We start from the raw sequence: 13,232 nt of genomic DNA, 5'->3' as shown, positions 1-13,232 counted from the left end.
CGATACCGCCATGCGCCCCTTCGATATCACCATCAATGGCCGGTTCCATCAGCGGGACAACGATGGGCGGCAGGAGGGGGTCAAGTGTTTTGTCCTTGGGCATGGCGAGAGTCCTCACGGTCGTGCGCTGTTGGCTTACCGTTATCAAACGCCTTAAATCGCGGCGTGCCTACTGTCAGAATTAACAGGTAGTGCGGGATGCCCCTGGATCGGTACCTGTTAATTCTGACAGTAGCCAATGCCCGGATTCAGGCGTTTGATAGCGCCAACAGCACACTTCGCAGGAACAGGAGAACAGCCATGCCAGCCAAAAAAAACCAGACATCCGCGCCTGCGACCAAGCCAGCAGCGGCAGAGGGAAAGACCAAAACCAAAGCCTCTGCCAAACAGAAGGTTCCGGCCCCATCACACACCATCATGACGCTGGAGGAAAAGAAGGCGCCCAAGTACCTCGACCGGCTTTACATTCCCGGCATGAGTGAGAACGTCAAAGGCTACGACGCTGGCGTCCCGAAGTGGTTGTTTGAGTCGGGCATGACGATTCAGGTAGACAAAGGCTGGGCCGCGGCGCCGGGCGATGTCATTACGGTCGGTAAACTACTCGACGACGGCACTGTGTCGGTACTCGCCACCAAGCAGCTCAACCCTGGCGAGGAGCTGAACAACGCCTACTTTTTCGCCGCCGAACAGAAGGACCTGCCCGACGGCCCGTATGCCCTGGTGTATGTGGTCCACTATGCCGGCGGCACGGACTACGACAGGTCTTACCCGCTGCTGACGCTGGTCAAGACCGACCTTCCCGCCGGTGACGACAACGATGGCCCTACAGTACCCGGGCATTCAGGACTGAAATTCAGCGTATCCGAGACGGTCATCGTCCCAGGCAACGCCAGCAAAGGCGTCACTATCACGCTTCAGCCGCCCCCAAACACCAACCCAACCGATGAAGTCGATCTTCACTGGGGATCGGTGATCAAGACGCAAAACATTGCGGGGGCTCTCAAGCCCACAGTGATCCTGGTGACCTATGCGGATTTGCTTGAAGCCGGCGACAGTGATCGCCTGTACGTCTGGCTGGAGGTGCGGGACCTGGTGGGGAATGTCTCGACGCCCGGCTCGGCCAGCGTGGAGGTCTCGGTGAACCTGGGCCAGCAACTGACGGATGGCCCCGTCATCGTCAATGGCGGGCCACCTGGCTATATCGACCTTGAAGTCGTGGGGGAAAACCCCCTGGAGATGCAGGTTCGCACGCCGTCAAGCGTGGGCCAGGTGGGTGATATTTATGATGTGATGTTCCGCATCTACCCGCCTAAAGGTGGCGTCAAAATCATTCACAAATTTGTCGAGATCAGGCGAGGTGGCCAGGTCTATTCAGTGTTCATCGATTACCTTGATATACGGATGGCCGCTGAGGGCCGGGTGGAGACCAGCTTCGTATTGAGAAAGTCCGGCCCGCCCTACGAGGTGTACTCCAAGAAAACCAGCGCCGAGGTCAGAGGCTCAGTGGTTCGCCTGGAGCCACCGGACCTTGAGGGCTACCCAGACGATCACATCGGTAACGACCCGGCGCATGTCATCGCACGCTGCCCCTACTATGCCTGGCGGCAACCCACCGACGAGATTCTGTGGATCTTTCGACTTGTAAAAGGGTTGAACGAGGTGATCCTCCATACCGAGACACAAGTCGTCGGCCAATCCTGGCCCGTCGGTGCGCCGGTCAAGCAGGTGTTTTACTGGGAACAATTGCGCCAGTTCAAAGGCTACAGCTTCGAGTTCTATTACGTGATCTCAAGCAGCTTCACCCGCGCGCGCGCAATAGACCTGAATGAATCCTTGCGTCGGATATTGACCATCAGCTAGATACGTCAAACCCCAAGGCACTCTCGCGAGTGGCTTGGGGTTTGAGTCGCTCGACAATCAGTTTTGAATCTTGTGATCCAGCGCCGCATAAAAGTTGGCACTCTGTTGCAGGTATTTCTGGGTATAGGCCGTGACATTGGATTTTTTGCCGGTGACTTCCACGCTGGCGGCGGCAGGCAAGGCCACGGTGGCGGAAACAGCAGAAGCAGCGATGATCGAGAAGAGATTGAAGTTCATGGCGGTAACCCTTGTGTTCGTTTGGTTGGGTGGCCTGGGAAGGCCTTGGAACCCAACTTACGCCCGAGGGTTGAACCTTAGAAATGCTTTGAAACAGTAGCCGTTATCACTGCGATTAATACAAAGGCTCAGGCCCCGCAGTGCGGGGCCTGTGGCTTATTGACGCACCAGGAACTTGAGGTCACTGGGGGCATCGATCGGCAATTTCTGCACGGTTTTACCCAGCAGGCCGGTCTTGGGGTCGCGCTCGACGACGACAATTTCATTGCTTTTCTGGTTGGCGATCAGCAGGAATTTTCCGCTAGGGTCGAGGCTGAACTCACGCGGATGGTCGCCTTCGACAGAACGCCGCTGGATTTCCTTGAGGTGCGCGGTGGCTGGATCGATGCTGAACACCAGCATCTGATTGGCCGTGCCACGGTTGCTCACGTACAGGAATTTGCCGTCGTTTGACGCATGCAACGCCGCACCGGCCTTGTCGGACACCGGTTGGCCGGCGGCATAGTCGAGCAACTGGGTTTGCGTCAGCTTGCCGTCGTTGTAATCGAACACGGCTACCTGGGCGCTCATCTCAGTGGTCAGCCAGGCGTGTTTGCCGTCCGCGCTGAACAGCAAGTGACGCGGCCCGCTGCCCGGTGGCAACTGCACCGACGCCGGGTCGGCCGCTGTCAGTGGCAGCTCGTGATTGGCCTTGGGGTCGTAGCGGTAGGCAAACACCTTGTCCGCGCCCAGGTCCTGCACGAATACATACTTGCCATCCGGCGACGACACGACCGAATGCACATGGTTGGACGCCTGGCGCTCCGGGTTCACACGGCTGGCCGGGTGCCCGCTCAATTGCACCGGTGCCGACAGCTTGCCGCTGGCATCCACCGGCAGGATCGCCAGGCTGCCACCCGGGTCTTCCACCACCGAATAGTTGGCGACGAACAGGTAGCGCCCATCGGCGGCCACACTGGAATGGGTCGGCTCATTGCCCAGGCTCTGCACCTGGTTGATCAGGGTCAACTGGTGGTTCTGGGGGTCGATGCTATAGCTGCTGACACGCCCCACCGGGTCTGCCTGGCCGGGGCCGTTCTCATTGACCACAAACAACTGCTTCTGATCTTTGGAGATCGTCAGCCAGGAAGGGTTGGCGGTTTTCGCCGCCAGCACTGGCTTGCCGCTGAACTGCCCGGTGCTACTGTCGAATTGCAGGCGGTAGATCCCTTCACTGGTGCCGGCCGTATAGCTGCCGACCAACAGTTCATGGATATCGGCCGGCGCGGCCTGCACCGACATCGCACCGACACTGCCTGCCATCAGCAGGGACCAGAATTTACGCATCATCTGCTTCGTCCTCGTCGTTATTGTTGTCGCCCTGGATGGCGCTCAAGCAGACCAGACGGTGCTCACCGTCGTCGTTGATCAGCAACCAGCTTTGCAAGCTCTCGTCAAAGGTAGCCGCCTGCAATTGTTCTGGACTGAAGGTCCAGCGCTTGAGTTCCCGGCCATCCATGCTTTGGATCTGCAGTTGCTGATCAAGCTTGAAGTCAAAAGCGTGCAGCCCATTGATGATCAGCATATCGCTGGTGGCAAGGACGCAGGTCAGGGTGTCGGCAGTCATGGCAGTAATCATTTTGGGGAAAGCCGCAATGATAGCCCAGGCTGTAACCTAGAGGTTGAACACTGCGGTGATGCTATCGCAGCATAGGTCTCTACAACTTCGGTACGACGCTAAACCTGTGGCGAGGGAGCTTGCTCCCGTGACGGCCTGACAGCCAACGCCCGCCTACCTGACACCCCCACGATCAAACTGTGGGAGCTGGCTTGCCTGCGATGGCAACCTGACGGCCGACGCAGTTATACCGGGTAAATATCCATTCCTGCGGTAACAGACATCTACGCGCTCTGATCCAACATCCCAGTTGGCTGCCAGGCCGTCTTCGCAGGCAAGCCAGCTCCCACACTTGGCACGGTGCGTCAGTTGGATCAGCTTCGGCTGTCAGGCCGTCACGGGAGCAAGCTCCCTCGCCACAGGTCCAGCTTTGCACCAACGTTGTGTAGATACCTATGCCTATCGCAGGCAAGCCAGCTCCCATACAAGCCCGCTCCCGCCTTTTGGGAGCAGGATCAGTGTGCGAACAACGAGTTGCCCTTCTGCCCTGCCAGCTTTTCAGGCTTGATCAGGAATCGCGCCAGCGCCGGCAACAGCCACAGCGCGCCGAACATGTTCCACAGCAGCATGAAAGTCAGCATCAGGCCCATGTCGGCCTGGAACTTGATGGCCGAGAAGATCCAGGTGCACACGCCGATGGCCAGGCACAAGCCGGTGAACAGTACGGCCTTACCGGTGGACTTCAATGTCTGGTAATAGGCCTCTTGCAACGGCAAGCCAGCGCGCAGGAAGCTTTCCAGACGGCTGTAGATGTAGATGCCGTAGTCCACGCCAATCCCCACACCCAGGGCTACCACCGGCAAGGTTGCGACCTTGACGCCAATGCCCATGAACGCCATCAGTGCGTTACCCAGTACCGAGGTCAGCACCAGCGGCAACACGATGCACAGGGTCGCCGCCCAGGAGCGGAAGGTGATCATGCACATGGTCGCCACGCACAGGTACACCAGGATCAGGATGATCAGTTCCGACTCCTTGATCACCTCGTTGGTGGCCGCTTCGATCCCGGCATTACCCGCTGCGAGGATGAATTCCAGGCCGTCCTTGTTGTTTTCCTTGGCGAACTCCTGCACCGCATGCACCGCGCGGTCGAGGGTTTCGGCCTTGTGGTCATTGAGGAACACCAGCACCGGCGCCAGTGAGCAATTGTTGTTGTACAAGCCATCGGCACGGGCGATGGAGTTGTTCAGCACATCCGGGTTGCGCGACAGGGTTTCCCATTTCAGGTTGCCCTCGTTCATGCCCTTGATCATTTGCTTGGACACGGTCACCAACGAGATCGCCGACTGCACGCCCTCGGTGTTCTGCATCTTCCACATCAACTGGTCGATGGGCGCCATGGCTTCATAGCGCGAGCAGCCTTCGGCCTTGGTCTTGACCATCACCACCAACACGTCGGAGCTGGTGGAGTAATTGCTGATGATGAAGTTGTTGTCCTTGTTGTAGCGCGAATCCGGGCGCAGTTCCGGTGCGCCTTGGTCCAGGTCGCCAATCTTCAGGTTCTGGCTGTACCAGAGGCCGCCACCAAAGGCGATCAACGCCAGGAATACCGAAACCGGCGCGACTTTCGGGCTGGCAAATTTGGACAGCAGGCGCCAGAAGCTATGTTCGCGGTTCGCGTCTTTCTTGCTCTTGGCGATGGCGCGCTTGCTGATGCCCACGTAGGAAATCGCGACCGGCAGCAGGATCAGGTTAGTGAACACGATCACCGCCACGCCGATGGACGCGCCGATAGCCAGTTCGCGGATCACGCCGATGTCGATGATCAGCAGCGTGATGAAGCCCACCGCATCCGCCAGAATGGCGATCATCCCCGGCAGGAACAGTTGCCGGAAGGTGCGCCGCGCGGCGGTGAGGGCGTTGTCTGCCTCGCTGGATTGCAGGGCAATGCCGTTGATCTTTTGCACCCCATGGGAAATGCCGATGGCGAAGATCAGGAACGGCACCAGCATCGAATACGGGTCCAGTCCGAAACCGAAGAAGTGCATCAACCCCAGTTGCCAGACCACCGCCACCAATGTCGTGCTCAACACCGCAATGGTGCTGCGCAGGCAGTTGGTGAACCACAGCAGCAGAATCAGGGTGATGACGAACGCAACGCCGAAGAACAGCACCACCATCACCAGGCCATCGATCAGGTCGCCGACCTTTTTGGCAAAGCCGACAATATGAATCTTGACGTTGGGGTTCTGGGTTTCGAACTTGTCGCGGATCTTGTCTTCGAGTTCATGGGAGAACTTGCGGTAGTCCAGGGCCAGCAACTTGCCCTGGTCTTGCGGGTCCGGGTAGGACTCCAACAGCGGGATATCAACGATGCTCGACTTGAAGTCATTGGCGACCAGCCGCCCGACCTGGCCGGACTTGAGCACGTTATTGCGCAACTGGTCGAGGCTCTGCGGCGAACCGTTGTAGCTCTGCGGGATCACCTCCCCGCCGGCAAAACCTTCTTCGGTCACCTCGGTCCAGCGCACGCTGGGACTCCACAGCGACTTGAGACCCGAGCGGTCCACCCCGGAGATGTAGAACACCTCGTCGTGGATCTGGCGCAGGGTCTCCATGTACTCCTTGGTGAAAATGTCCCCGTCCTTGGCTTCCACCGAAATACGCACGGTGTTGCCCAGGTTGGCCAAATCGTTGCGGTGCTCCATCATTTTTTCGATGAAGGGGTGCTTGAGCGGGATCATCTTTTCAAAACTGGTGGACGGGCGAATCAAGGTCGCCTGCCAGAACAGGAAGAGGCTCACCAGCAGGCAGATGACGATCACCGCCGGGCGATTGTTGAAGATCAGACGTTCAAGAAAGGTCGCTTTATCGTTGTGATGACTGCTCATTGAATCCCCGCCTTCTTATTATTGTGAGAGCTCTGCGCCGGCCGATGTGGCAACCCGCACGCCACCCTGCCCCGCGAGGATCAAATTTCCATTGCCGGCCGCCGTGACCGCCGAGAGTGAAATACGGTCCGGGCGATTGAACACACTGAAGGTCTGGCCGTCGTCGTGGCTGACCACCACGCTGCCGCCGTTGCCGACCACAACAATGGAACCGTCCTCCAGCAAGGTCGCCCCCGACAGGCCAAACTCCAACGCGCCACGCGCTGCGTTCAATTGGACCTGTTCCCAAGTGCTGCCGAAATCAGTGGAGCGGTAGAGGTTGCCGCGCAACCCATACGCCAGCAGGGTTTGCGCCTGTGCGGTGCTGATCACGCCAAACAGCGAACCCTCGTAGGGGCCTTCGAGTTTTTCCCAGGTCTGGCCGTCGTCGCTGGAGCGAAACATGCTGCCTTGCTCACCGACGATAAACAGGCCGGCGCCCTTGACCTGGGCGATGGCGTTGAGGTGGTACTGGTCTTCGTTGTCGAGACGCTCGCTCACATCGTTCCAGGTTTTGCCGGCGTCGGTGGTTTCGATCAACGCACCGTAGGCACCCACGGCCAGGCCGTGGTTGGCGTCGTTGAACCACACATCGAGCAACGGCGCTTCGCGTTTGAGGTCTTGATATTGCTGGGTCCACGTGGCGCCGCCATCGGTACTGGCAAGAATCTGCGCATCGTGGCCGACGGCCCAACCGTGCTGATCATCAACGAAAAACACCGCCGTGAGCAGTTGCCGGGTGGGTACTTTGGCTTGGGCCCAGGTGTTGCCCTGGTCATCGGAATAAAGGATATGCCCCCGATCACCGACCGCCACCAGGCGCTTGCCCGCGTGAACCACGTCGATCATCAAGCCTTTGGCGGCCTTGGGGGATTCAATTGCAAAGACTGCGGCGGCGGAGGTATCGCTGGCGGCCAGAACCGGCAGCGACAATGCGCTGCCAGCAAGCAGCGAGAGCGCTGTGGCCAGCAACGCAACCCTGCGTGCGGCGCGTGGGCGGCAAACAACCCAACCCATGACAGGCTCACTCATAGACCTTTCTCCCATTTATTATTGTTAGGTCGTCTTCTCTGCCAGGACCTTGAAACCTGCAATCTAGAGCGCCTGGAGGAAGCAGGAGCCATCCTATCGGGCTTTGGAATCGTCTGACAATCGGCGCTACGTTATCTTTTGTTAACTGGCGGCGTTTGGCCATGTGCTGAATATAGCTATATCAGCTGAAATGATGGCCCCACGTGATCGACGTGATCGTTCCCACGCTCCGCGTAGGAATGCATCCGCTGACGCTCTGCGTCCTCACCGCGCAAACAGCGGGGCGCAGAGCGCCCCGGCCGGCATTCCCATGCGGAGCGTGGGAACGATCAGAAGAAATGAATTTTTATTCTATCTATTGAATTTAGTGAATTTTTATTCCATTAATAGCCTTCCTGAAAACAATAATCCAAAGGACCACGACGATGCGTGAACTCGGAATCGGCTTGATCGGCACAGGCTTCATGGGCCGCGCCCACGCGCTGGCGTTCAACAACGCCCGGGCGGTATTTGAACTGCCGGTGCAGCTCAAGCTGGCCGCCCTGGCCGATGCCGACACCGAACGCGCCCAGCGTTGCGCCAGCGCCTGGGGGTTTGCCCAGGCCCATGGTGACTGGCAAGCGCTGATCAACGACCCAAAGGTCGACGTCGTGGCCATCACCACCCCCAACCATTTGCATTACCCCATGGCCATGGCCGCGATTGCGGCCGGCAAAGCCGTGTATTGCGAGAAACCCCTGGCCGTCAGCCTCGAACAAGCCGACGCCATGCGCCGCGCAGCCCATACCGCCGGGGTAGTGACGCGTGTCGGCTATAACTACCAGCACAACCCCATGATCGTGCTGGCCCGGCAGATGATTGCCCAGGGCGAACTGGGCCAGATCATCAGTTTCCAAGGTGAGTTCAGCGAAGACTTCATGGCGGACCCGGCCTCCCCTTGGTCGTGGCGCTGCGAAGTGGAGCATGCTGGCGGCGCCCTGGCTGACCTGGGCAGCCATTTGCTGTCAATGGCCCGCTACCTGGTGGGCGACGTGACCCATGTCTGTGCCGATACCCAGACCGTGCACAACCAACGCCCCGCCACCGCCGGCAGCCCAACCTCAAAAGCCATTGCCGTGGATGACCAGGTGCATGCCCTGTTGCGCTTCGCCAACGGCGCCCGTGGCACGGTGAGCAGCAGTTGGCTCAAGCACGGCTACAAAAACCATCTGAGTTTCGAGATCAGCGGCACCCAAGGCACGCTGGCGTTTGACCAGGAACGCTTGAATGAACTGCGCCTGTACCGCATCGGCCAGGACGGCTTCCAGCGCCTGCTGGCTGGCCCCGCCCTGCCCGGCTATGCGGCATTCAGCCCGGCGGCGGGGCATCAGTTGGGCTACAACGAGTTGAAGACGTTGGAAGTGCAGGAGTTGATCATGGCGCTGGCCGGCCAAGGGGCCCAGGGGACGGACTTTGAGGCGGCTTGGGAGGTGGAGCGGTTGGCGACGGCGATTCGAGTGGCCGCCCTTGAGGAACGCTGGGTCAAAGTGGACACGGTTTAAAAGTGGGAGCGGGCTTGCTCGCGAATACGCTGTGTCAGTCGGCACCTTCAGTGCCTGAACCGCCGCATTCGCGAGCAAGCCCGCTCCCACATTTGGTTATCTGAACCATTCAATCAGCGCAAGGCCCGGCGCAGCACTTTGCCCACCGTGGTCTTGGGCAGTTCCGTGGTGCGAAACTCCACATACTTTGGCAGCTTGTACCCCGTCAGGTACTCCCGGCAGTGAGCAAGAATCTGCTCCTGGGTCAGGCTCGGGTCCTTGCGCACGACGATGATCTTGACCTTCTCCCCGGTCACTGGGTCTTCGACCCCAATGGCCGCCACTTCAGCAACCCCAGGGTGCATGGCCACCACGTCCTCGATTTCATTGGGGTACACGTTGAAGCCCGAGACCAGGATCATGTCCTTCTTGCGGTCCACCAGGCGGATATACCCGCGTGCGTCCATCACGCCGATGTCTCCAGTGGACAGCCAGCCCTCGGCATCCAGCACCTCGGCGGTTTCCTTCGGCCGTTGCCAGTAGCCCTGCATCACTTGCGGGCCACGTACTTGCAACTCGCCCTGCTCGCCGATATCCGCCAGTTCGCCGTCTTCGCGTACGAAGCGCACCCAGGTAGAGGGCAATGGCACGCCAATGCTGCCGGTGAATTCCATCTCGCGCATGCGGGAAATATCAATAGGGCTGATGCTCACCACGGGCGAGCATTCGGTCAGCCCGTAACCTTCGATGATCGGCAGCCCGGTCACCTCTTTCCAGCGCTTGGCCACGGCGGTGTGGGTGGCCATGCCGCCAGCAATCACCAGGCGCAAATCGGAAAAGTCCCGCGCACAGAACTCCTTGTTCTCCAGCAACCCATTGAACAGCGTGTTCACCCCGGCAATGCCATTGAAGCGTTCCTTGCGCAGGATCATTTGCACGCGCTTCACGTCCCGAGGGTTGGCGATGAGGATATTGCGCCCGCCCAGGCACATGAACATCAGGCAGTTCACCGTCAGTGAGAAGATGTGGTACAGCGGCAGCAAGGTCACGTTGGTTTCCTGCTCGTGCTGGTCCAACTGGTCACCGACCCAGGCCTTGGCTTGCAGCAGGTTGGCAATGATATTGCGATGGCTGAGCATCACGCCCTTGGCATCGCCGGTGGTGCCGCCGGTGTATTGCAGGAAGGCCAGTTCATCGCGGTGCAGGCTGACCGGCAAATGGTGCATGGCCCTGCCCTGTTTGAGCACCTGGTTGAAACGCAGCGAACCGGGCAACCTGAAGGCCGGTACCTGCTTCTGCACGCTGCGCAGGATGAAATTCATTGCCGCGCCCTTGAAGGTGCCCAGCAAGTCGCCAATGGCCGCGACCACCACTCGCTTGACGCTGCTGCCCACCATAGCTTTTTCCAGAGTATGCGCGAAATTTTCGAAGATCACCACGGTTTCGGCGCCACTGTCCTTGAGCAGGTGCTTGAGTTCGTGGGCGGTGTACAACGGGTTGACGTTGACCACTACCGCCCCGGCCAGGATCGTGCCCAGCAGGCAGATCGGGTACTGCAAGCAGTTGGGCATCATCAGGGCCACGCGGTCGCCCTTCTTCACGCCCTGGTCCTGCAGCCAGGCGGCAAAGGCAATGCCCTGGGTGCGCCAATCGGCATAGGTCATTTCGGTGCCGATGCTGACGTAGGCCACCCGTTCACGGAATTTTTCCAGGTGCTCCAGGAACACTTCGCGCAGCGACGGGTAGTCCTCGATCCCGGCGTCAATGTCCGCTGGCACGCCGGGCAGGTAAGTGTTCAACCAAATGCGTTCGGTGTGTTCCAGGCTGATAGCGTTCATCGCAGTGTCCTTATTGTTGTTTTTGATAGCGCTACTTTTCGACGATGGCGGTGATGCCCAACCCACCCGCCGCGCAGATCGAGATCAGGCCGCGACCGCCACCGCGTTCATGGATGGCCTGGGCCAGCGCCGCCAGTTGCCGGCCACCGGTGGCCGCAAAGGGATGGCCGCAGCCCAGTGAGCCGCCGTTGACGTTCATTTTGGCCCGGTCAATGGTGCCCAGGGGGGCATCAAGGCCGAGTCGCTCGCGGCAATACTGCGGGTCTTCCCACGCCTTGAGCGTGCACAACACCTGGGCGGCGAACGCTTCGTGGATTTCGAAGAAATCGAAGTCGGCAAACCTCAAGCCTTCCCGCGCAAGCATGCGTGGCACGGCGTAAGCCGGCGCCATCAGCAGGCCCTCGGTGCCGTCGACAAAATTCACCGCAGCCGTTTCGCCGGTGCGCAAGTAGGCCAACACCGGCCAGCCATTGGCGGCGGCCCATTCTTCACTGGCCAGCAGCACCACCGAGGCGCCATCGGTCAGGGGCGTGGAGTTGCCGGCGGTGAGCGTGCCGTTCTGGCGGTCGAAGGCCGGCGACAAGCCGGCGAGCTTTTCCAGGCTGATATCGGCACGCAGGTTGTTGTCACGGGCCAAGCCGCGATGGGGGCTGATCAGGTCGTCGAAGAAGCCGCGTTTATAAGCCGCATCCAGGCGCTGGTGGCTGGTGAGGGTCAGCTCGTCCTGGGCCAGGCGCTTGATCTGCCAGCGCTTGGCCATTTCTTCGCAGTGCTCGCCCATGGACAGGCCGGTGCGCGGCTCGCCATTGCGCGGCAGCAACGGTTTGAACAGCATCGATGGGCGTACTTTCATCAAGGCCTTGAGCTTGTCGCCCAGGCTTTTGGCGCGATTGGCCGCAAGCAAGGTATGGCGCAAGGATTCGTTGATGCCAATGGGCGCGTCGGAGGTGGTGTCGGCACCACCGGCAACGCCCACTTCGATCTGGCCGAGGGCGATTTTATTCGCCACCAGCAGCGCAGCTTCAAGCCCTGTGCCACAGGCTTGTTGCACATCATAGGCAGGGGTTTGCGCAGACAACGTGGTGGACAACAGCGCCTCGCGGGCCAGGTTGAAATCCCGTGAGTGCTTGATCACCGCTCCGGCGGCAAACTCACCCAGGCGTTGGCCGTGCAGGTTGTAGCGCTCCACCAATCCTTGCAGGGCGGCGACCAGCAGGTCCTGGTTACTGTCGTGGGCATACACCGTGTTGGAGCGCGCAAATGGAATACGGTTGCCGCCGATAATCGCCACGCGGCGGGTCGGGGCTGGGGTAAAACTGTAGTCACTCATTGCTGGCTCTCTTTCCAAATGAATAGCCCGCGCATATGGGGCTTGTCCCCGGCGAAATTGCGCACTTCGAACTCGCGCCGTGGCCCGCTTACGGGGTGGCCCCACAGGGCTACCTGGCCGGGCAGGAAGATCGGCAATTTGAAGTCGCAATGGGCCTCGGCCTGGTCCAGGCCAGCGGGCGGCTGTTGCGCTGCCAATGCGCGGCCCAGGGTCCACATGCCATGGGCGATGGCGCGACGAAAGCCGAAGAGCCTGGCACCGATGACCGACGTGTGAATGGGATTGAAATCCCCCGAGACCTTGGCAAAGCGTCGCCCCAGGTCGGCGGGCAGTACCCAGCGCTGGGTGCGTAACAGGCCGTCTTCCTGCAGCGGCAGAGGGTCATTCCAGGGTTCACCCACCGGATTGCTGACGTCACGGCGCAAATACAGACTGTCGCTTTCCCACACCAGGGTTTCCTGGCTGTAGGCACGGGTAGCAATGCTCAAGGCCTGCCCTTTTGGATGGGCCACCCAGCGTTCGCAATACACCTCCAGGCGCACCGCCTGGCCCTCGTGCAAGCGCTGGTGCTGACGAATGCGATTGGCCAGGTGCACCATGCCACTGGCCGGGTACGGGAAGCTTGGCCGGGTCAGCAGCATGATGTGCAGGGGGAACGCCAGCACATGGGGATAGGACAATGGCACGCCCTGTTCGCGACGAAAGCCACACGCCCGTGCGTAAGCGGCGATACCGGCCGACGAAAGCTCCACCGCGCTGCGCACCAGGCGTGCTGCAGGCAATGGCGGCGCACCGTCGAGTTTGGGTTTGCGCAAGGCGCGCAGGCCGTCGAGCAACAACTGCGTGCGCGACGGCGGTGGGTCGATAATCTGCGTCACGTAGTCCATC

Annotated in this window: 10 protein-coding genes; 2 read left to right on the top strand and 8 right to left on the bottom strand. The window is 60.1% G+C overall.

Features of this window, described 5'->3' with window-relative positions:
- The first annotated feature begins 300 nt into the window (after positions 1-300).
- Complete coding sequence (locus OC445_RS14460) at positions 301-1,860, top strand: hypothetical protein (protein ID WP_198791201.1); 1,560 nt, start codon at positions 301-303, stop codon at positions 1,858-1,860.
- 57 nt (positions 1,861-1,917) lie between these two features.
- On the opposite strand, the gene OC445_RS14455 is transcribed toward OC445_RS14460, so the two are convergent.
- The 5 genes from OC445_RS14455 to OC445_RS14435 form a co-directional block, all read right to left on the bottom strand.
- A complete protein-coding gene (locus OC445_RS14455; protein WP_034126032.1) occupies positions 1,918-2,097 on the bottom strand; it encodes a hypothetical protein in 180 nt (59 codons plus the stop codon).
- 156 nt (positions 2,098-2,253) lie between these two features.
- On the bottom strand, positions 2,254-3,426 hold the full coding sequence (locus OC445_RS14450) for a lactonase family protein (RefSeq protein ID WP_198791202.1): 1,173 nt from the start codon (positions 3,424-3,426) through the stop codon (positions 2,254-2,256).
- Positions 3,416-3,703 carry a DUF5629 family protein gene (locus tag OC445_RS14445; RefSeq protein ID WP_198791203.1) on the bottom strand — a complete coding sequence of 96 codons (288 nt, stop codon included), beginning with the start codon at positions 3,701-3,703 and terminating at the stop codon, positions 3,416-3,418. Before OC445_RS14445 ends, OC445_RS14450 begins: the two co-directional genes overlap by 11 nt.
- 506 nt (positions 3,704-4,209) lie before the next feature.
- The gene (locus OC445_RS14440; protein WP_054898985.1) at positions 4,210-6,585 is read right to left on the bottom strand and encodes an efflux RND transporter permease subunit; all 2,376 of its coding nucleotides are present in this window, start codon (positions 6,583-6,585) and stop codon (positions 4,210-4,212) included.
- Positions 6,586-6,603: 18 nt separating this feature from the next.
- Entirely contained in the window at positions 6,604-7,641 is a 1,038-nt protein-coding gene (locus tag OC445_RS14435; RefSeq protein ID WP_198791242.1) for a WD40/YVTN/BNR-like repeat-containing protein, read from the bottom strand.
- Positions 7,642-8,081: 440 nt separating this feature from the next.
- Between OC445_RS14435 and OC445_RS14430 the strand changes: the two genes are divergently transcribed.
- Positions 8,082-9,197, top strand: a complete 1,116-nt coding sequence (locus OC445_RS14430; protein ID WP_089041829.1) for a Gfo/Idh/MocA family protein — start codon at positions 8,082-8,084, stop codon at positions 9,195-9,197.
- Positions 9,198-9,310: 113 nt separating this feature from the next.
- Here OC445_RS14430 and OC445_RS14425 read toward each other — a convergent pair whose 3' ends face one another.
- From OC445_RS14425 to OC445_RS14415, 3 genes are read right to left on the bottom strand one after another with little or no spacing between them, the layout of a single operon-like run.
- Positions 9,311-11,014, bottom strand: a complete 1,704-nt coding sequence (locus tag OC445_RS14425) for an AMP-binding protein (RefSeq protein ID WP_198791204.1) — start codon at positions 11,012-11,014, stop codon at positions 9,311-9,313.
- Positions 11,015-11,045: 31 nt separating this feature from the next.
- Complete coding sequence (locus OC445_RS14420; protein ID WP_198791205.1) at positions 11,046-12,344, bottom strand: acetyl-CoA C-acetyltransferase; 1,299 nt, start codon at positions 12,342-12,344, stop codon at positions 11,046-11,048.
- A complete protein-coding gene (locus OC445_RS14415) occupies positions 12,341-13,231 on the bottom strand; it encodes a MaoC/PaaZ C-terminal domain-containing protein (protein ID WP_198791206.1) in 891 nt (296 codons plus the stop codon). Before OC445_RS14415 ends, OC445_RS14420 begins: the two co-directional genes overlap by 4 nt.
- Position 13,232 lies beyond the last annotated feature (1 nt).

The sequence above is a fragment of the Pseudomonas sp. Pse35 genome (genome assembly GCF_024519715.1).
GTDB classification, from domain to species: domain Bacteria; phylum Pseudomonadota; class Gammaproteobacteria; order Pseudomonadales; family Pseudomonadaceae; genus Aquipseudomonas; species Aquipseudomonas paracarnis.
Note: the sequence above shows the minus strand (reverse complement) of the source record. Positions and strands in the feature narration are given on the sequence as shown.